Genomic DNA, 18,021 nt, shown 5'->3' with positions numbered 1-18,021 from the left:
TTTCCCCGGACAGGTGAACCCCCTTGATCGCGGAGCGTGGTCGCGGCTCAGGCGACGCAGAACTGGTTGTCCTCCGGGTCCAGCATGACCACGAAGTCCAGTGCGCCGTCCTGCTCCACCCGGCGCAGCACCCGCCCACCGGCCGCGGTCAGCCGGGCCACCTCCGCCTCGATCAGCGGCACCCGCTCCGTCGCGGGCCGGGTCCGCCCGCCGCTGACCTTGAGGTCCAGGTGGAACCAGTTCTTGCCCTGGTGTTTTTCCGGGACCTCCTGAAAAAAGAGGCTCGGGCGCACGTCGTCGGGGTCCGACAGGTAAGCGCCCTCGAAGAAGTCCTCGGTGTCTTCGTAGCCCTTGAACTCGAAGAAGGCCTGCCAGCTGTCCCAGTCCTGGGGAGGTGGCTTCTTCACGTAGCGAAGAGCCACCTCCCAGAAGGCCGACATGCGGACCGGGTCGGTGCAGTCGATGGTCAGGTTCCACTCGGTCGCCATGCGGCCGAAGCTAGACCCGGCCACCGACAGTTCAGCCCAGCGGCAGATCGAGCCGGGACGGGTTGTCCGCGGGCGAGCTGAAGGTGACCGAGGAGCCGACCTTGCTCTCGCCCCGGTACAGCCCGTCCACCGTGTCCACCACCACCGCGACCCGGTGCCCGGCGGGAACCGGGTGCACCAGCGGGTCCAGCGAGATGTCCAGGGTGGTGGGCTTGCCTGGAGTGGCCTCCAGCAGGGTGTGCGGCTGGTGGGTGAGCAGGCGGCCGGTGCCGGTGGGGCCGACGTCGTAGAGGTAGGCGACCACGGTGGCGCGGGCGCTGCTCGGGGTGACGGTCAGGTGCAGCCTCGGGGTGCCGCGGACGGTGGCCGGGCTGGTCAGCTCCGGGGTCTGCCAGACGCCGGCGTTGGTGCGCAGCACGCCGGGCAGCCAGGCGAACTGCGGGATGCCCAGTGCCTCCGCGCCGCCGGTGAGGATCGCGGTGCCGCCGTTGGCGAGGGTGTCGACGCCTGCGTCGGCCTTGTGCGACCAGCCGGTGCGGGCGGAGCTGACCAGCTCGCCGGTGCGGTTGAGCACCGGGGTCAGGCCGGAGAGGTACAGCTTCTTCGGCGCGGCCTCCAGCGCGGCCCAGCTGTCGTAGCCCTTCCAGGAACCGCCCAGGGTCGGGCGGACCTGCACCGGCTGCTCCTTGTCGATGCCGTTGGCCTGGCCGCGCAGGTGCCGGTCGAACCAGCGGTGCACCGAGGTCCAGGTGTCATTCGGCAGGCCGATGATGCCGGTCAGCTCGGGCACCGCGTGGTCACCGGGCTGGAACTCCAGGCGCTTGGGCAGCTGGAGCTGGTTGTAGTAGTCGGCGAGCTGCCCGGCCGGGAACAGGCTGTCCGACCAGCCGTTGGCGATCAGCACCGCGGGCTTGTTCGCGTTCAGCCCGGCCAGCTGGTGCGCCGGACTGCGCTCGGGCGCGAACTTCATCGCCTCCGCCCGGTCGTTGCGCTCGTAGGCGGCCAGGGTGTGCTCCAGCTTCGCGCCGGGACGGCCGGTGAGCCTGCCGGCCAGGGCGAGCAGGCCGATCGCCTGCTGGCTCCAGGTCTGGTTGGGCAGCAGCGCGGCGGCCAGGTCGGCCCAGGCGCTCAGCGCGGCCACCGCGCGCACCCGCTTGTCCTTGGCCGCGGTGAGCATGCTGATGCCCGCGCCGTAGGAGACCCCGGCCATGCCGATCTTCGCCGGGTCGGCGCTGGTGTTGGCCAGCACCCAGTCCACCACCGAGGAGGCGTCCTGGATGTCCTCCGGCCCGGCCACCTCGATGGTGCCGCCGGACTCCCAGAAGCCGCGGGTGGTGTAGCTGAGCGCGACATAACCCGCCTCGGCGAGCTTGCGGGTCTGCGCGATGTACTCCAGGTTGTTCACGCTCCAGCTGGAGATCAGCACCACCGCCGGGTGCGGACCGGGTCCGGCCGGGCGGAACAGGTGCGCCCCCAGCTTCGTCCCGTCCTTGCTGGTGATGGTCAGGAACTCCGGGCCAGCCGGAGCCGCGCTCGCCACCGGGGCGAGCGATCCGCTGGTCACCAGCGCGGTGAGCGCTGCCAGCAGGAGAAGGACGAACCGACGCATGTGACCTCCATTGACCCTTACCGGTCAGTAGGTAAAAGTGGCGCGGACCACAGAGGTGACGTGATTGTGGCCGGAATCACAGTGCGGCCCTCGTGGCACGATCGGGAGGTGACACCTCTCCGCTTCGCCCTGGCCGGCCGGGACCTGCCGGCCGACCGCGCGCTGGTGCTCGCCCAGGTCGAGCCCACCGCGGCCGCCGTGGACGCGGCGCTGGCGCAGGGCGCGGATCTGCTCGACCTGGGCGCGGCCGACCCGGCTTTCGTGGCCGAAGTCCGCGCCCGGCATCCCAAGCTGGCGCTGGCCGCCACCCCCGGCGATCCGGCCGGGCTGTGCGCGGCCGGGGCGGACCTGCTGGACGTCACCGGCGCGGATCCGGCGACCGCCGCGGCCGCGGCCCGGCACGGGGCGGCGCTGATCGCCGCCGGGCTTGCGCCGGGCGGCACCGGGTTGCTGGACTGCCCGGCCGGGGGCGACCTGCTTCAGCGGCTGGCCGAACCGGTGCCGTGGCCTCGGCTGGTCACGTTGCCGGACAACGGTTCCGGCGACGCGGCACTGGCGGTGGCCGCGCTCGCGGCCTGGCACGGGGTCCAGGTGGTGCGTACCCGCGAGGTGCCCAGGGTCCGGCAGGCGCTGGAGATGGCCGCCAGTATCAACGGGAGCAGGCCGCCCGCCGCGGTGCTGCGCGCCCTGACCTGAGAGGAGCCTTGTGCGGCAAGGCATCGAGGACTGGTTCGCGGCGCACACCTGGCAGAGTCCACAGTGGAGCGTCGAGGAGCTGGTGCGGGCCAAGGACGGGCGCACCGTGAGCGTGGTGCTGCCCGCGCTGGACGAGCAGAAGACGGTGGGCGCCATCGTCTCCGCGCTGCTGCCGATGGCCAGCGGGCCGGACCCGCTGGCCGACGAGCTGGTGGTGCTGGACTCCGGTTCCACCGACGCCACCGCCGAGGTGGCCGCCGCGGCCGGGGCCAGGGTGGTGCGCCGGGAGGACGTGCTGCCGGAGCTGCCGGTGCGGCCGGGCAAGGGCGAGGCGCTGTGGCGCTCGCTGGCCGCGACCACCGGCGACCTGGTGGTCTTCCTGGACTCCGACCTGGTCGACTTCGACCCCGGCTTCCTGCCCGCGCTGCTCGGCCCGCTGCTCACCGAGCCGGCGGTGGCGCTGGTCAAGGGCTTCTACCGGCGTCCGCTGCGGCTGGAGAGCGAGGGCGGCGGCCGGGTCACCGAGCTGCTGGCCCGGCCGGTGCTCAACGCGCTGCGGCCGGAGCTGGCCGGGATCGTGCAGCCGCTGGGCGGGGAGTACGCGGCCCGGCGGGACTTCCTGTGCGCGGTGCCCTTCGCACCCGGCTACGGCGTGGAGATCGGTCTGCTGCTGGACGCGCACGCCCGCTACGGCCTCGACGGCCTGGCCCAGGTCAACCTCGGCGTACGCAAGCACCGCAACCGCTCGCTGGCCCAGCTCGGCGTGATGGCCAGGCAGATCCTGGGCACCGCGCTGGCCCGCTGCGGGATCGAAGCGGACGCGGGCGCCTACACGCAGTTCACTCAGGTGGCCGGAGAATGGCTGCCGGATGCCACCGAGATCGCGCTGGCGGACCGGCCGCCGATGAGTGAGATCCATCGCATGTGTAGTGGGACTACCTGATCTACTTAGGCTCCCCTACACTGATTGTGTGAAGTCGGACGCTCTACGTGGGCACCTGGACGCCCTGCTGCTGGCCACTCTCGACGGCAGGGAGCTCCACGGTTACGCGATCATCGAGGCATTGCAGCTGCTCAGCGGGGGAGCGCTCGACCTGCCGACCGGCACCGTCTACCCGGCGTTGCGCAGGCTCGAACGAGCCGGGTACGTCCGGAGCGAGTGGAGTACGGTTGCCGGGCGGCAACGGCGCACCTACCAGCTGACCGGCGCCGGGAAGCGGGCATTGGCCGCGGAACGCACCGCCTGGCGTGAGTTCACCGCGGCCATCGAGGGTGTACTCGGAGGCGGACCATGGCCTGCAAAGGCTTGATCGAGTCCTACCTGAGCGAGCTGGACTCGCGACTGAGCGGTCCGAAGGCGGCCAAGGCCGACCTGCTGGCCGAGGCTGAGCACAGCCTGCGCGATGTCGCCGAGGCCTACGCCGAGGCCGGGATCGCCGACGCCGAGGCGCGCGCGGTGCGCGAGTTCGGCCCGATCCCGATGATCGCCCGCGAGTACCAGGCCGAGCTGGCCGCCGCGCACGGCGCGCACGCGATCCGCTCGCTGCTGCTGGCCATCCCGCTGATCCACGTGATCCACCAGGCCTCCCGGCAGCTGTGGGAAGGCGCGTCCTGGCAGGGTGGAGCCCTGCCGCCGGACTGGTTTCTCATGCTCACCAACGCCATCGACTACGTCTGGGTGCTGATCGCGGTGTTCGCGCTGCTGGCGCTGGTGATCGGCAAGCGGGTCGCGCAGCGCTGGGTCTCGGCCCGGCTGCTGGGCCGCTCGGCAGGCGCGTTCATGACCATCATGCTCGGCGGCTACCTGGTGCTCCAGCTGCCCATCGTGATCGGCGGCATGGCCATGGACGGGCTGATGCTGCACCCCTCCGCGCTGCTGACCAGCATGGCGGCCTCGTTCGTGCTGGCCTACCTGGTGCACCTGACCAGGCGCTGCTTCGTGTTGTCGGCCGCCTGAGGCAGCTGACGGTGGTCCATGCCACCATCTACAGGCGTGACCACCGCCCTCATCTACCTCGTCGTCATGATCTTCGTGGCGGCCGTGGTCTTCCTCATCGCCTCCCTGGTCTTCGGCCGCGGCGAGCAGCTCGCGCCGCTGGCCCCTGGGGCCACGCCGACCGAGCTGCCGTCCTCGGAGGTCAGTGGCGAGGACCTGCGTGCCGTGCGGTTCCAGCAGGTCGTCCGCGGCTACAAGATGTCCGAAGTGGACTGGGTGCTGCAGCGCGCCGCCGATGAGCTGGACGAGCTACGGGCCAGGGTCGCCGAACTGGAAGCACAGGAGCAGGAGGCGCGCGCCGGTGAGTGAGGAAGTGACCCTGACGGTGGCCGTGCCCGCCCCGGCCGAGGTGGCCTGGGCGGTGGCCTCGGACTGGGCCAACCAGGGCGAGTGGATGCTCGGCACGCAGGTCCACCGCACCGGCGGCGACGGGCAGAGCACCGGCTCGACCATGGTCGCCTTCACCGGGGTGGCCGGGCTGGGCTTCTTCGACACCATGGAGATCACCGGCTGGGACCCGCCACGCAGCTGCCAGGTCCGGCACACCGGCAAGCTGCTGCGCGGCGACGGCGGCTTCCGGATCGAGCCCACCTCGGACAAGCTGTCCCGGCTGGTCTGGTGGGAACGCCTGGACCTGCCCTACGGCCCGCTGGGCAAGGTCGGCTGGCCGCTGGTCCGCCCGGCCTTCACCTGGGGCCTGCGCCGCTCGCTGGACCGCTTCGCCAGGCTGTGCCGGGACCGCCGCCCGTGAGCGGTGCGCTCGCCGGCCCCGACGGCAGGCCGCGCTGCGCCTGGGGCGCCTCCACCCCGGACTACGTCGAGTACCACGACACCGAGTGGGGCCGCCCGCTGCGCGGCGAGCAGGCCATGTTCGAGCGGATGTCGCTGGAGGCCTTCCAGTCCGGGCTGTCCTGGATCACCATCCTGCGCAAGCGGGAGAACTTCCGGGCCGCCTTCGCCGGGTTCGACCCGGAGGTGGTCGCCGGGTACGCCGAGCCGGACATCGAGCGCCTGCTGGCCGATCCGGGCATCGTGCGCAACCGGGCCAAGATCCTGGCGGTGATCCGCAACGCCCGCGCGGTGGCCGAGCTGGACCAGCCGCTGGACGAGCTGCTGTGGTCCTTCGCGCCGGAGCCGGGGCCGCGGCCGAAGACCATGGCGGAGGTCCCGGCGATCACGCCGGAGTCCACCGCCATGGCCAAGGCGCTGAAGAAACGCGGCTTCGCCTTCGTCGGGCCGACCACCTGCTACGCGCTGATGCAGGCCACCGGCATGGTCGACGACCACATCGTGGACTGCTGGGTCAGTTCCCGGTGAAGGTGGGCTTGCGCTTGGCCACGAAGGCGGCGACCGCCTCGCGGTGGTCGGTGGTCTGACCGGCCTCGGCCTGGGTGCGGGCCTCGGCCTCCAGCGCGGCCTCCAGGTCCGAGCCCGCCGCGATCAGCATGGCCTCCTTGAGCTTGGCGTAGGCCGTGGTCGGGCCGGCTGCCATCCGCGCGGCCAGCTCCTGCGCCGCGGTCAGCGCCTCGCCGTCGGGCACCACCCGGTTGACCATGCCGAGCTCCTTGGCCTCCGGCGCGGTGACCGGCTGGGCCAGCAGCATCAGCTCCATCGCCCGGCCGTAGCCGATCAGCCGGGGCAGCGTCCAGGACGCGCCGGAGTCCGCGGTCAGGCCCACGTTGGCGAAGGCCATCAGGAACTTCGCCGACTCGGCCGCGATCCGCAGGTCGCAGGCGTAGGCCAGGGAGGCGCCCGCGCCGGCGGCCATCCCGTTCACCGCGGCGATCACCGGCTTGGGCAGGCCGGTCAGCGCGCGCAGCATCGGGTTGTAGTGCTTGCGCACGGTCTCCAGCGGGGCCGGGTCGCCCGCCTCCAGCAGCGCGATGTGCTCCTTGAGGTCCTGGCCGGCGCAGAAGGCCTTGCCCGCGCCGGTGAGCACCAGCGCGCGCACCGCGGGGTCCTGGCCCGCCTCGTGCAGCGCGGTCAGCAGGCCCTCCTTCATCTCGATGGTGAAGGAGTTGAACGACTCCGGCCGGTTCAGCGTGATCGTGCGGACACCGTCGGCGTCGTCGATGAGCAGCGGCACTGTGGACTCCTCGGCGTTGGGTGGTCAGTCGAGACAGCTGTCCAGGAACGCGACCGCGCCCCTGGCCAGCTTCTGGGTGCTGGTGTCGAAGAACCGGGCCGCGGTGTGACCCGGCCAGTCCGCGGGCAGCAGTTGCGGCGGCAGGCCAGGGTCACGGAACAAGAACTTTCGCCAGGCGTGCAGCAGTTCCTGGGAGGCGGCGAAGGCCGAGGGCGGCGCGGCCGGGTCCACAGCGGACAGACGAGGCTCCCAGTCGGCCACGAACCGCTGGTAGTCCGCGCCGAGGGAGTCCAGGTCCCAGGCCCGCGCGGCCAGCTCCACGTCGCTGCCCTCGTGCGCGGCGAAGAAGGTGCGCGCGGCGATCTCCTCGGCCCTCAACAGCTCGCTGAGCTCGGGTGAAGCGCGGGGTGCGACCCACGTCACTGGACCCAACTCTCCGTAACCCAGCAACTTCAGCGAGGAAGTGAGCTCCTCCCGCGCGGGCCGGGTCACGAGCGCCTCCAGCACCACCAGATGCCACTGGCCGTCCCATGTGGACGGACGCGTTCGGTAGATTCGGGCGGCCGCCTCGTCGAGCCTCCGCTCGGCACGCGGGGTGAGCGCGTAACCTGGGCTCCCGTGCAGCCGAACGGGCTTCAACCAGCCCTGACGGACCGTCCGCGACACCGCGGTACGCACGGCAGGAGCGGCGAAACCCAACGGCTCCAACAGCCGGACCAGCGCGGCGACGGTCGCCGCACCGCCCCTGGAACGAAGATGTCCGCCATACACGTCGAACAAAGCTGAACGAGCCCGCACGACGGCCGAGTCTGTCAGCCATCAGACTCCTCGACCAGCCCGAGCGCGACACGAGATGATCGGTTCGGTTTCGCAGGTGCGTACATATGGGGGACAATGGAGACCTACCGGTATGTCGGGGGATGTGCCGGCGGGGAAGGTTGTTGACGGAGGGAGCACGCGATGGCGGCCATGAAGCCCCGGACCGGTGACGGTCCCCTGGAGGTCACCAAGGAGGGCCGCGGCATTGTCATGCGCGTTCCGCTGGAAGGTGGGGGGCGCCTCGTCGTCGAGATGTCGGCGGAGGAGGCAAGCAACCTGGGCGATGCCTTGAAGGCCGCCGCCGGCTGACGCCGCCGTAACCAGGTTCCGCTTTTCTTCAGTCCCCGGCCTGCGCCACGCAAGCCGGGGACTTGTTACGTTCACCCGACGGTGTGCGATGGTTCAGATCCGCCGCTCGCGTCTCCGCAGCTATGCCTGGAGGTCCTTCAGTGCCATCCGTGGTGCCCACCGCGCCCAGCCCGGTGCCCGAAGTCACGATCGCGCGCAAACGGCGCCAGGCCGCGCCGACGGTCGTGTTGGCGCACAAGGGCGAACAGGGTCCGGAGGTCGGCACCGGCGCGGACTCCCTCGACCTGCCGGACGGCTGGCGCGAGGCCCTCGCGCTGACCGGCGCGGCCGGGGAGACCAAGATCGTTCCGCGCGCGGAGAGCGGACTGGCCTGGGTGCTCGGACTGGGCGCGGGCACGGTGAAGGACTGGCGTTCGGCGGGCGCCGCACTGGTCCGGGCGGCCGACGCGCGGGCCGCCGCGGATGAGGAGAACGGCCGCACCCCGGCCAAGCAGCTCCAGGTGCTGCTGCCCTCGGATGCCGACGCCGAGCGGGTGGCCGCGTTCACCACCGGAGTCGCGCTGGGCGGCTACAAGTTCAAGGTCACCAGAGCCAAGCAGGCCCCCGTCACCAAGGCGGTGGAGCTGCTGCTGCCCGAGGGCGTGGACGCGCCGGAGCTGGCCGACGCGGTCGCCGCGGCCGCGCAACGCGCCAGGGTGACCTCGATCGCACGTGATCTTGCTAACACCCCCTCGGACGTCAAGGACCCAGCCTGGCTGGCCGGCACCGCGGCCCGCCTCGGCAAGGGCGTGGACGGGCTGACCGTGACCGTCCGGGACGAGAAGTGGCTGGCCGCCCAGGGCTTCGGCGGCGTGCTCGCCGTCGGCGGCGGATCCGCCCGCCCGCCCCGCTTCGTCGAGCTGACCTGGCGGCCGGAGCGGATCAGCACCGACTCCCCGCACCTGGTGCTCATCGGCAAGGGCATCACCTTCGACACCGGCGGCATCTCGATCAAGCCCGCGGCCGGCATGCACCTGATGCGCACCGACATGTCCGGTGGCGCCGCGGTGATCGCCGCGCTGCTCGGCATCGCCGCGCTCAAGCTGCCGGTGCGGGTGACCGGTCTGGTGCCCTGCGCGGAGAACCACGTCTCCGGCTCCGCCTACCGGCCCGGCGACGTGGTCAAGCACTACGGCGGCACCACCACCGAGGTCACCAACACCGACGCCGAGGGCCGGATGGTGCTGGCCGACGCGCTGGCCTACGGCGTGGCCAAGCACCGGCCGGACCTGCTGGTCGACGTGGCCACGCTGACCGGCGCGATGAAGGTCTCCCTCGGGGTGCGCACCGGCGGGCTGTTCGCCACCGACGAGGAGCTGGCCGCGCGCATCACCGGCGCCGGCGAGCGGGTCGGCGAGGCCTGGTGGCGGATGCCGCTGCTGGAGGCGCACGAGGAGGACGTGCGCAGTGAGATCGCCGACCTGCGGCAGTGCCCGCCGGGACCGGGCGGCATCACCGCGGCGCTGTTCCTGCGCGAGTTCGCCGCCGGACTGCCCTGGGCGCACCTGGACATCGCGGGCCCGGCGCGGGCGGAGAAGGCCTACGACGAGGTGAGCATCGGGGCCACCGGGTTCGCCGCGCGCACCCTGGTGGAGCTGGCGGCCAGCTACTCCTGAGCCCGGAGGACGAAGGCACGGAAGGCGCGGACCGCGGGCGGCAGCCGCTGACCCGCGGGCCAGACCAGCTCGACGGTCCGCCGCAGCCGGGGCGTCAGCTCCAGCTCGACCACGCCCGGCGGCGGCAGCCGGTCCGCGGGCGGCAGCAGCGCCACACCCAGCCCGGCCGAGACCAGGCCGCGCAGGGTCTCGATCTCCTGCCCCTCGAACGCGATCTTCGGCGTGAACCCGGCCGCCGCGCACAGCTCGTCGGTGATCAGCCGCAGGCCGAAGCCGGGTTCCAGCTGCACGAACTCGTCCTCGGCCAGCTCGGCGATGCCGATCTCCGGCCGTCCGGCCAGCCGGTGCCGCTCCGGCAGCACCGCGACCACCGGCTGGTCCTGGATCGGCACCCGGTGCAGCCGGTCCGGCCAGCCGCTGGGCGGGGCCGCGGAGAGCACCAGGTCCAGCTCGCCGCGCAGCAGCTTGCCCAGCACCGCCTCGTGCGCGCCCTGGGCCAGGCTGAACCGGATGCCGGGGTGCTCAGCGCGGAAGCGGCGCAGCAGGTCCGGCACCAGCGAGCGGCCGAAGACGTGCAGGAAGCCCAGCGCCACCAGCCCGCGTTCCGGGTCGACCTCCTCGGCGGCCCGGCGGCAACCACCCTCCAGCGCGGCCAGTGCCTCGGTGGCGGCCTCGGCGAGCAGCTGACCGGCCCTGGTCAGCCGGATGCCCCTGCCCTGCCTGGTGACCAGTGGCGCGCCCAGCTTGCGGCCCAGCTCGGCCACCCAGCGGGTCACCGTCGGCTGCGGCACGCCGAGTGACTCGGCCGCCCTGGTCACGTGCTGGTGCTCGGCCAGCGCCCGCAGCAGCTCCAGCCGCGGCGCCAGCACGCTGAGCAGCGCGTCCGTTGACTCATCCATGAGGGTATGGATTTTCGCACATACCGATATTGGACGTATGGGAAAACGATTCCTTACGGTCGGTCCATGACCTCGGAGCGGTGGCGGCAGACCCGGCTGACCCTCGGTGTCGCCGCTGCGGGGTTCACGGTGTTCGCCCTGCTCTACGCGCCGCAGTCGGTGCTGCCGGTGCTCGCCGGGGACTTCCGGCTGACCGAGGCGCAGGCCTCGCTGAGCGTCACCCTGGCCACCCTCGCGCTGGCCGCCGGGGTGCTGCCGCTGGCCATGCTGTCCGAGGCGGTGGGACGTCGGCCGGTGATGATCGGCGCGCTGGTCACCGCGGTCGGCATCGGGGTGCTCTGCCCGCTGGCGGAGTCCTTCGGCGCGCTGCTCGCGCTGCGCGCCGCGCAGGGTCTCGCGGTGGCCGGACTGCCCGCGGTGGCCATGGCCTACCTGGCCGAGGAGGTCGAGCCGGGCCGGGTGGGCACGGCGATGGGCCGCTACGTCGGGGCCAACTCACTGGGCGGACTGTCCGGCCGGGTGATCTCCGGCCTGGCCACCGGCTGGGGCGGCTGGCCAGCCGGGCTGACCGCGGCGGCGGCGCTGGCCTCGGTCAGCGGCCTGCTGGCGATCGTGCTGCTGCCCAGCTCCCGCGCCGGACGGCCCGGACTCCGGCTGCCCGCGGTGCTCGGCGGGGTGCGCACCGCGCTGCGCGATCCGGTGCTCTACGGCCCGTACGCGGTGGCGCTGCTGATGACCGGGGTGTTCGTCGCGGTGCACAACGTGATCACCTTCCGGCTCACCCAGGCCCCGTTCCTGCTCGCGCCGGCCGTGGTCGCGCTGGTCTTCCTCTGCTACGCCGCCGGTGGCCCGTGCTCGGCGCTGGCCGGACGCCTGGCCGACCGGCGCGGGCGGCTGCCGGTGCTGTTGTGCTGCGTCGCGCTGGTGCTGGCCGGGCTGCTGCTGACGCTGTCGGACAACCTGGTGCTGATCGTGGCCGGCCTGGTGGTGCTCACCGGCGCGTTCTTCGCGGTGCACGCGGTGGCCAGCGGCTGGGTCGGCGCCCGCGCCCCCTCGGCCGCGCGCGGGCAGGCCTCGGCGATCTACCTGCTCTGCTACTACCTGGGCAGCAGCGTCGGCGGCACCCTCGGCGGCCTGGTCTACGCGCCCTTCGGCTGGCTCGGCGTGGTCGCGATGTCCTGCTGCTGGGTGCTGGCCGCCGGTGGCGCCGCGGTGGCCGCCGGACTGGCCTGGCGGGCGGAACGACCCGCTCAGAAGTTCAACGGCAGCGTCATCGCCGGGGCGGCCGGGGCGAAGGTGAACGGGCCCCGGCTGGGCAGGGTCACCGTGGCCGGGGCCAGGGACACCGTCACCGAGGGCGCGTTCGGCGGCACCTCCACCACCAGCGCGGTCGGGAAGACGTCGCCGCCGTAGCGCACGCCCTTGAGCGGCGCCTTCGCCCCGCCGGGCAGCTTGACCTGGATGTGCTCGGCGGTGCTCGGCCCGCCGAGGGCGTCCGGCAGCCCGCCCTCGCCCTTGAGCCGGATCTCCAGCAGCGCCTTGCCCGGCGCCGCGGACGCCAGGTCCAGCCTGCCCGCGCTGTCCAGCACCGGCCGCTGCATGCCCAGCCGCACGCCCTGCACGGTCAGCTTCGCGGTGCCGGAGCTGCCCGCGTGCTGGAAGGTCAGGGCCTGGCTCGCGGTGAGCTGGGCCGCCGCGCCGGAGGCCCTGCGCAGCGCCGGTGGCAGCGGGTGGGCAGCCTTGCCGGAGGGCAGGTCGACCTGCTGCTCCAAGCCGGGGCCGGTCTTGGAGCGCAGCACCAGCCGGGGCGCGGCCTGGCCGGTGTCCTTGACCGGCACGGTGAAGACCAGGAAGAAGGAGCCGAACTGGGGCAGTTGTGAGTCCGGCACGTCGTGCCAGCCGTCCGGCAGGTCCAGCGCCAGCTCCGGTCGCGGCGGCGCGCCCCGGCCCCAGCTCAGGTCGGTCAGCTCCTGTTCCAGCTGGCTGACCCGGTCGCTGTGCAGCCGCAGCACGGCCAGCCTGCTGCCGGACTCCGGGCTGAGCACGCCCCCGTCGGGCAGGGTGAACCGCTGCGGGTTGCCCCAGCCGGTGGCCCGCACGGTGAGGAAGTCGTCCCTGAGGTGGACCGCGTCGGCCGGGATCAGGCCGAGGTCGCCGTTGGACTTGCCGCCGTTGTCCGCGACCACCGCGAAGAAGCCGGGGCCGGCGCTGCGCTGCTCCTCGCCGCCCGGCTTGGTCACCGTGCCGTCCACCCGCACCATCTCGGTGGACGGGGTGCTGGAGGTGCCAGGCTCGGGCAGCTTCGGCTCGCCGACGGAGAACTGGCCGTCCCGCTGGGCCAGCGGCACCGGGATCCAGTCCGGCGCCGGTCCGGTGCCCGGCACCTGCACCGGGCCGCACCACAGCGTGTCGGTGACGTCGACCGCGCGGCCGCCCTGGGCTTGCACGTTCGGGTCCACCTTGGCGAACCAGCAGTGCACGCTGCCGTCCCCCGACCTGGCCACCTTCTGCTGGGCCAGCGCCCTGGTGATGGACGCCTCGGCCGCGGACTGGAGGTGCTGACCGCCGTTGAGCCGCTTGCCGCCGATGGCCACGTCCACCGGAACCGGCGCCGGGTCCGGCTTCGGCTGCTCGGGCTGCGCGCCGCAGGCGGTGCTGACCAGCAGCACCGCCAGCACGGCCGAGCTCCGGCCCAGGTCGGCACACACCGCCACAAAAACCCCTCCGGTAGGAGATCAAGTCCCTCTACCGGCTAAGGCGCAGAATCGCCTTTCGGGGTTGTATGGTTACGGAAAGATCAAACTGTGATCACCGTCACGACCGTTCGGCGTAGTCCTGGCCCAGTACGGATCGGTACACGTCCACGGTCTGCGCGGCCATCGCGGCCCAGGAGAACTCGGTCCGCGCCCGCCGCCGCCCGGCCTCGCCCATGGCCCGCGCGCGGGCCGGGTCGGCCAGCAGCTCGTTCACCGCGGCGGCCAAGCCGGCCCGGAAGGCCGTCGGCTCGGACTCCTCGTAGTGCACCAGCAGGCCGGTCTCGCCCTGGTCCACCACCTCGGGGATGCCGCCGACGTCGGAGGCCACCACCGCGGTGCCGCAGGCCATCGCCTCCAGGTTCACGATGCCCAGCGGCTCGTACACCGAGGGGCAGACGAACACGCTGGCGTGCGAGAGCACCTGCCGCACCTCGTGCTGGGCCAGCATCTTCTGGATCCAGAACACCCCTGGCCGGACCGCGGACAGCTCGGCCACCGCGGCCGCGGTCTCCTCGGCGATCTCCGGGGTGTCCGGCGCGCCCGCGCACAACACCAGCTGCGCGTCCGGGTCGATCTGGTGCGCGGCCGCGACCAGGTGCCCGACGCCCTTCTGCCGGGTGATCCGGCCGACGAAGGCGACCGTGGGCCGGTCCGGGTCGATGCCGAAGCGCTCCAGCGCGTCGGTGTCGGTGACCGGGTGGTACTTCGCGCTGTCGATGCCGTTGCGCACCACGTGCACCCTGGCCGGGTCCAGTTCCGGGTAGCAGTCCAGCACGTCGGCGCGCATGCCCTCGCTGACCGCGATGATCGCGTCCGCGGCGGCGTAGGCGGTGCGCTCCACCCAGCTGGACAGGCGGTAGCCGCCGCCGAGCTGCTCGGCCTTCCACGGGCGGCGCGGCTCCAGCGAGTGCGCGGTGACCACGTGCGGGATGCCGTGCAGCAGCTTGGCCAGGTGCCCGGCCATGTTGGCGTACCAGGTGTGGCTGTGCGCGAGCTGCACGTTGCCGATGGCGTCCACCATGGACAGATCAACGCCCAGCGTGCTCAGTGCCGGGTTGGCGTTCTCCAGCCCGGGTGGCACCGAATGCGCGACCGCATCCGGCCGCGCGGAGCCGAAGCAGTGCACGTCAACGTCCACCAGGGACCGCAGTTCCGGTGTCAGGAACCCGACGTGCACACCAGCCCCGCCGTAGACCTCCGGCGGAAATTCCCGTGTCAGCAACGCAACTCGCACGCTTCGGGAGGCTAGTCGGCGAAGGGCGTCACATATAGGGTCGGTGATCGTGAGAGGCCAGCCGCACGTTCTCGGAATCGTGCTCGCCGGCGGGGAAGGCAAGCGGCTGTTCCCGCTGACCGCGGACCGGGCGAAACCCGCGGTGCCGTTCGGCGGCAACTACCGCCTGATCGACTTCGTGCTGTCCAACCTGGTGAACGCGGGCCTGACCCAGATCTGCGTGCTCACCCAGTACAAGTCGCACTCGCTGGACCGGCACATCTCCACCACCTGGCGGCTGTCCAGCGTGCTCGGGCAGTACATCACCCCGGTCCCGGCCCAGCAGCGGCTCGGTCCGCGCTGGTACACCGGCAGCGCGGACGCGATCTACCAGTCGCTGAACCTGGTGCACGACGAGCGGCCGGACCACATCGTGGTCTTCGGCGCCGACCACGTGTACCGGATGGACCCGGCACAGATGATCCGCCAGCACGTGGACTCCGGCGCGGGCGTCACCGTGGCGGGAATCCGGGTGCCGCGCGCGGAGGCCAAGGCCTTCGGCTGCATCGACGCCGACGCCAGCGGCAAGATCACCCGGTTCCTGGAGAAGCCCAGCGACCCGCCGGGCACCCCGGACGACCCCGAGGTGACCTTCGCCTCGATGGGCAACTACATCTTCCGCACCGAGACCCTGCTGGAAGCGCTGCGCCAGGACTCGGCCAACCCGGACTCCGACCACGACATGGGCGGCGACATCATCCCCATGCTGGTCGAGCGGGACCAGGCTGCGGTCTACGACTTCGCCGACAACAACGTGCCGGGCGCCACCGACCGGGACCGCGGCTACTGGCGGGACGTCGGGACCCTGGACGCCTACTACGACGCGCACATGGACCTGGTGTCCATCCACCCGGTGTTCAACCTCTACAACCAGGCCTGGCCGATCCGCACCGCCACCCCACCGCTGGCCCCGGCCAAGTTCGTCCAGGGCGGCACCGCGCAGGAGTCCGTCGTCGGACCGGGCTCGATCGTCTCCGGCCTGGTCAGCAACTCGGTGATCAGCTCGGACGTGATCATCGAGCCGGGCGCCCAGGTGCAGGGCAGCGTGCTCATGCCCGGCGTCCGGATCGGCCGCGGCGCGATGGTCCGCGGCGCGATCCTGGACAAGAACGTGGTGGTCGCGCCGGGCGCGGGCATCGGCGTCAGCCAGGCGGCCGACCGAGAGCGCTACACGGTCAGCGCGGGCGGCATCGTGGTGCTCGGCAAGGGCGTGCGGGCCGACTAGGCCGGTCAGCCGGTCTTGGCGGCCAGCAGCAGGCCGTCGCCCAGCGGCAGCAGCACCGGGACCAGGCGCTCGTCCGCGCGGACCAGCCTGGCCACCTCGCGCAGGCCGTTGGTGTCCGGGTCCTTGTGCGCGGGGTCGACCACCCTGCCGTGCCAGAGCGCGTTGTCGAAGGCGATCACGCCGCCGGGGCGCAGCAGCCGCACGCCCTCCTCCAGGTAGCGCGGGTACTCGGCCTTGGCCGCGTCCACGAACACCAGGTCGTAGCCGCCGTCGGTGAGCCGGGGCAGCACGTCCAGGGCCTGGCCCAGGATCAGCCGGGTGCGGCCGGGGCTGACCCCGGCGGCCACGAACGCCCGCCGGGCCGCCCGCTGGTGCTCCGGCTCCACGTCGATCGAGGTCAGCACGCCGTCGGCGGCCATGCCGCGGAGCAGCCACACCCCGCTCACCCCGGCGCCGGTGCCGATCTCCACCACCACCCTGGCCTGCAGCGCGGCCGCGAGGAAGCGCAGCGCCGAGCCGCCGCTGGGCGCGATCGGCATGCAGCCCAGCTCGCGCCCCCGGGCCCTGGCCGCGGCGAGCACCTCGTCCTCGGCGAGGTAGTCCTCCACGTAGTCCCGCACGGCCGAAGCTGAGGTGGTCGGCGTCTCCGGTGTCACGAGCGGGAAGGTTACTGGCAGCCACTCACCGCGTGGGTGTACGCGCCGTATCGAACGCCCATCGGGGCAGGACACGGCGGGCAAGTACACCCGGACGGCGGTTCCGGAGGATTCTCAGGCTGCTCTCAGCTCGCTCTAACCCCGCCCTCACCGGCCTCGGACACAGTAGGTCGAAGAAGAGTCGAGGGGTGAACCAGAAGTGCCCGTGGCGCGTCCTGGGAACTAAAGACCAACCCTGACACGTTGATCCGACAGGGCGGAGCGAACCGCCCGCAGGAGGTGCCACCCGCACGATGCGTACCCAGGAGAGAAGCCTGGCCACCGGCACGGCCACCGCCGTCCCGGCAGAGGTGGCCGAGTGGAAGGTCCCCACGTGGGACGAGGTCGTGCGGGAGCATGCCGACCGGGTCTACCGGCTGGCCTACCGGCTCACCGGCAACCAGCACGACGCGGAGGACCTCACCCAGGAGACGTTCATCCGCGTCTTCCGGCACCTGACCGCGTACAAGCCGGGCACCTTCGAGGGCTGGCTGCACCGCATCACCACCAACCTGTTCCTGGACATGGTCCGCCGCAAGCAGCGGGTCAAGATGGAGGGCCTGCCCGACGACCAGGACCGGATCGCCGACGACGGCCCCACGCCGGAAGAGGTGTACGAGGAGACCCACCTCAGCCCCGAGCTGCAGGCCGCGCTGGACGAGGTCCCGCCGGAGTTTCGCGCCGCTGTTGTTCTTTGCGACGTGGAGGGGTTGTCCTACGAGGAGATCGGCGCGACGCTGGGCGTGAAGCTCGGCACCGTGCGCAGCCGGATCCACCGGGGACGGCAGGCAATGAAGGCGGCGCTGGAGCGGCACCGCGAACTCGCTGCGGCACTGGAGGGGAACGGATGACGGACCTGCGCGGTTGGGTCAGGTCGGAACAGCACCTCACCCCGGACGCGATCGTCGCGTTCGTCGACGGGGAGCTGTCGCCGGTGGCCCACGACCGAGCGTCCGCGCACGTGGCCAAGTGCCCACGGTGCGCGGCCGAGGTCTCCGCACAGCGTTCCGCCCAGGCCGCGGTCCGGTCCGCGGGCACCCCTGGCATCTCCCACCGCCTGATGGCCTCCCTGTGCGCGATCCCGCAGGAGGTCGAGCTGCCTGCCATGCCGGAGGAGCTGGCGGTCACCGAGGACGGTCAGCTGGTCACCGTGCAGCGGCCCAACGCGGCGCGGGCCGCCGCGGCCGCGCGTCCGGCCAGCGGTTTCGGCTCCGGCCCCGTGCTGGGCGGCAGCACCCCCTTCGGCGCGGGCCCGGCATTCGGCAGCCAGCGCCGCTACGGCCTCGGCAACCGCCGGGTGCGCAACGGCGCGGGCATGGTCGTCTCCGGCTTCATGCTCGGCGCGCTCGCCCTGGCCGTGCCTGCTGCCTCCGCGCCCACCGCCGAGGTCAAGCAGACGCCCTCGCAAGGCGGCATCATCGGCCAGGTCCCCGCGGGCGTGCCCGCGCAGCTGACCGGCCGGTAGATCAAGACTTCTCCCCTCGTACGAGGACTTCACCACCCGTTTGGCAGGCT

General features: G+C 72.4%; 20 protein-coding genes. 13 read left to right on the top strand and 7 right to left on the bottom strand.

Features of this window, described 5'->3' with window-relative positions; translation table 11 throughout:
• Window positions 1-47: 47 nt before the first annotated feature.
• Both ACWDY5_RS17370 and ACWDY5_RS17365 read right to left on the bottom strand, forming a co-directional pair.
• Complete coding sequence (locus ACWDY5_RS17370) at window positions 48-488, bottom strand: VOC family protein (RefSeq protein ID WP_449723187.1); 441 nt, start codon at window positions 486-488, stop codon at window positions 48-50.
• 31 nt (window positions 489-519) lie between these two features.
• Window positions 520-2,097 (bottom strand): CocE/NonD family hydrolase, encoded by a 1,578-nt coding sequence (locus tag ACWDY5_RS17365; RefSeq protein ID WP_449723186.1) that lies wholly within the window; start codon window positions 2,095-2,097, stop codon window positions 520-522.
• A 108-nt stretch (window positions 2,098-2,205) separates the two neighbouring features.
• Here ACWDY5_RS17365 and ACWDY5_RS17360 point away from each other — a divergent pair, with 108 nt between their 5' ends.
• The 7 genes from ACWDY5_RS17360 to ACWDY5_RS17330 are packed head-to-tail and all read left to right on the top strand — an operon-like array spanning window position 2,206 to window position 6,106.
• The gene (locus tag ACWDY5_RS17360) at window positions 2,206-2,793 is read left to right on the top strand and encodes a dihydropteroate synthase (RefSeq protein ID WP_449723185.1); all 588 of its coding nucleotides are present in this window, start codon (window positions 2,206-2,208) and stop codon (window positions 2,791-2,793) included.
• A 10-nt stretch (window positions 2,794-2,803) separates the two neighbouring features.
• The gene (locus tag ACWDY5_RS17355) at window positions 2,804-3,736 is read left to right on the top strand and encodes a glucosyl-3-phosphoglycerate synthase (protein ID WP_449723184.1); all 933 of its coding nucleotides are present in this window, start codon (window positions 2,804-2,806) and stop codon (window positions 3,734-3,736) included.
• A gap of 28 nt (window positions 3,737-3,764) precedes the next feature.
• Entirely contained in the window at window positions 3,765-4,103 is a 339-nt protein-coding gene (locus tag ACWDY5_RS17350) for a PadR family transcriptional regulator (protein WP_086783113.1), read from the top strand.
• Complete coding sequence (locus ACWDY5_RS17345) at window positions 4,100-4,750, top strand: permease prefix domain 1-containing protein (RefSeq protein ID WP_283661526.1); 651 nt, start codon at window positions 4,100-4,102, stop codon at window positions 4,748-4,750. The genes ACWDY5_RS17350 and ACWDY5_RS17345 overlap by 4 nt, the downstream gene beginning before the upstream one ends.
• Window positions 4,751-4,786: 36 nt before the next feature.
• Complete coding sequence (locus tag ACWDY5_RS17340; protein WP_283661525.1) at window positions 4,787-5,098, top strand: DivIVA domain-containing protein; 312 nt, start codon at window positions 4,787-4,789, stop codon at window positions 5,096-5,098.
• Complete coding sequence (locus ACWDY5_RS17335) at window positions 5,091-5,540, top strand: SRPBCC family protein (RefSeq protein WP_449723183.1); 450 nt, start codon at window positions 5,091-5,093, stop codon at window positions 5,538-5,540. Before ACWDY5_RS17340 ends, ACWDY5_RS17335 begins: the two co-directional genes overlap by 8 nt.
• Window positions 5,537-6,106 (top strand): DNA-3-methyladenine glycosylase I, encoded by a 570-nt coding sequence (locus ACWDY5_RS17330; RefSeq protein WP_449723182.1) that lies wholly within the window; start codon window positions 5,537-5,539, stop codon window positions 6,104-6,106. Before ACWDY5_RS17335 ends, ACWDY5_RS17330 begins: the two co-directional genes overlap by 4 nt.
• Here ACWDY5_RS17330 and ACWDY5_RS17325 read toward each other — a convergent pair.
• Together ACWDY5_RS17325 and ACWDY5_RS17320 are read right to left on the bottom strand one after the other, a co-directional pair.
• Window positions 6,093-6,875, bottom strand: a complete 783-nt coding sequence (locus ACWDY5_RS17325; protein ID WP_449723181.1) for an enoyl-CoA hydratase-related protein — start codon at window positions 6,873-6,875, stop codon at window positions 6,093-6,095. The genes ACWDY5_RS17330 and ACWDY5_RS17325 overlap by 14 nt on opposite strands.
• A gap of 24 nt (window positions 6,876-6,899) precedes the next feature.
• Window positions 6,900-7,673, bottom strand: a complete 774-nt coding sequence (locus ACWDY5_RS17320; protein WP_449723180.1) for a PaaX family transcriptional regulator — start codon at window positions 7,671-7,673, stop codon at window positions 6,900-6,902.
• A 162-nt stretch (window positions 7,674-7,835) separates the two neighbouring features.
• On the opposite strand from ACWDY5_RS17320, the gene ACWDY5_RS17315 reads away from it, so the two are divergent.
• Window positions 7,836-8,003 (top strand): DUF3117 domain-containing protein, encoded by a 168-nt coding sequence (locus ACWDY5_RS17315; RefSeq protein ID WP_149848953.1) that lies wholly within the window; start codon window positions 7,836-7,838, stop codon window positions 8,001-8,003.
• Between the two features lie 122 nt (window positions 8,004-8,125).
• Complete coding sequence (locus ACWDY5_RS17310; protein ID WP_449723179.1) at window positions 8,126-9,658, top strand: leucyl aminopeptidase; 1,533 nt, start codon at window positions 8,126-8,128, stop codon at window positions 9,656-9,658.
• Here the strand turns inward: ACWDY5_RS17310 and ACWDY5_RS17305 are convergent.
• Window positions 9,649-10,557, bottom strand: coding sequence for a LysR family transcriptional regulator (locus ACWDY5_RS17305; protein WP_449723178.1), 909 nt, complete (start codon window positions 10,555-10,557; stop codon window positions 9,649-9,651). The two genes, ACWDY5_RS17310 and ACWDY5_RS17305, sit on opposite strands and share 10 nt — an antisense overlap.
• A 66-nt stretch (window positions 10,558-10,623) precedes the next feature.
• Between ACWDY5_RS17305 and ACWDY5_RS17300 the strand changes: the two genes are divergently transcribed.
• Complete coding sequence (locus ACWDY5_RS17300; protein ID WP_449723177.1) at window positions 10,624-11,970, top strand: MFS transporter; 1,347 nt, start codon at window positions 10,624-10,626, stop codon at window positions 11,968-11,970.
• Between the two features lie 1,401 nt (window positions 11,971-13,371).
• Here the strand turns inward: ACWDY5_RS17300 and glgA are convergent.
• Window positions 13,372-14,583 carry a glycogen synthase gene (gene glgA, locus ACWDY5_RS17295; RefSeq protein WP_449723228.1) on the bottom strand — a complete coding sequence of 404 codons (1,212 nt, stop codon included), beginning with the start codon at window positions 14,581-14,583 and terminating at the stop codon, window positions 13,372-13,374.
• A 13-nt stretch (window positions 14,584-14,596) separates the two neighbouring features.
• Between glgA and glgC the strand changes: the two genes are divergently transcribed.
• Entirely contained in the window at window positions 14,597-15,811 is a 1,215-nt protein-coding gene (gene glgC / locus ACWDY5_RS17290) for a glucose-1-phosphate adenylyltransferase (RefSeq protein WP_283661518.1), read from the top strand.
• 5 nt (window positions 15,812-15,816) lie between these two features.
• Here glgC and ACWDY5_RS17285 read toward each other — a convergent pair whose 3' ends face one another.
• Window positions 15,817-16,467, bottom strand: coding sequence for an O-methyltransferase (locus ACWDY5_RS17285; protein WP_449723176.1), 651 nt, complete (start codon window positions 16,465-16,467; stop codon window positions 15,817-15,819).
• 293 nt (window positions 16,468-16,760) lie between these two features.
• On the opposite strand from ACWDY5_RS17285, the gene sigE reads away from it, so the two are divergent.
• Together sigE and ACWDY5_RS17275 are read left to right on the top strand one after the other, a co-directional pair.
• Window positions 16,761-17,357, top strand: coding sequence for an RNA polymerase sigma factor SigE (gene sigE, locus ACWDY5_RS17280; RefSeq protein ID WP_449723175.1), 597 nt, complete (start codon window positions 16,761-16,763; stop codon window positions 17,355-17,357).
• Window positions 17,354-17,971 carry an anti-sigma factor family protein gene (locus ACWDY5_RS17275; RefSeq protein WP_449723174.1) on the top strand — a complete coding sequence of 206 codons (618 nt, stop codon included), beginning with the start codon at window positions 17,354-17,356 and terminating at the stop codon, window positions 17,969-17,971. Before sigE ends, ACWDY5_RS17275 begins: the two co-directional genes overlap by 4 nt.
• The last annotated feature ends 50 nt before the right edge of the window (window positions 17,972-18,021 follow it).

The sequence above is a fragment of the Crossiella sp. NPDC003009 genome, from assembly GCF_053591555.1.
The sequence above is the reverse complement of the archived record's forward strand: the minus strand, read 5'-3'. Positions and strand labels throughout refer to the sequence as shown.

Bases quoted from the DNA above. Each gene is read 5' to 3' on its own strand.
- ACWDY5_RS17300 (WP_449723177.1), top strand. From the start codon at position 10,624: ATGACCTCGGAGCGGTGGCGGCAGACCCGGCTGACCCTCGGTGTCGCC.
- ACWDY5_RS17310 (WP_449723179.1), top strand. From the start codon at position 8,126: ATGCCTGGAGGTCCTTCAGTGCCATCCGTGGTGCCCACCGCGCCCAGC.
- ACWDY5_RS17365 (WP_449723186.1), bottom strand. From the start codon at position 2,097: ATGCGTCGGTTCGTCCTTCTCCTGCTGGCAGCGCTCACCGCGCTGGTG.
- ACWDY5_RS17370 (WP_449723187.1), bottom strand. From the start codon at position 488: ATGGCGACCGAGTGGAACCTGACCATCGACTGCACCGACCCGGTCCGC.
- ACWDY5_RS17315 (WP_149848953.1), top strand. From the start codon at position 7,836: ATGGCGGCCATGAAGCCCCGGACCGGTGACGGTCCCCTGGAGGTCACC.
- ACWDY5_RS17275 (WP_449723174.1), top strand. From the start codon at position 17,354: ATGACGGACCTGCGCGGTTGGGTCAGGTCGGAACAGCACCTCACCCCG.
- ACWDY5_RS17305 (WP_449723178.1), bottom strand. From the start codon at position 10,557: ATGGATGAGTCAACGGACGCGCTGCTCAGCGTGCTGGCGCCGCGGCTG.
- sigE (WP_449723175.1), top strand. From the start codon at position 16,761: ATGCGTACCCAGGAGAGAAGCCTGGCCACCGGCACGGCCACCGCCGTC.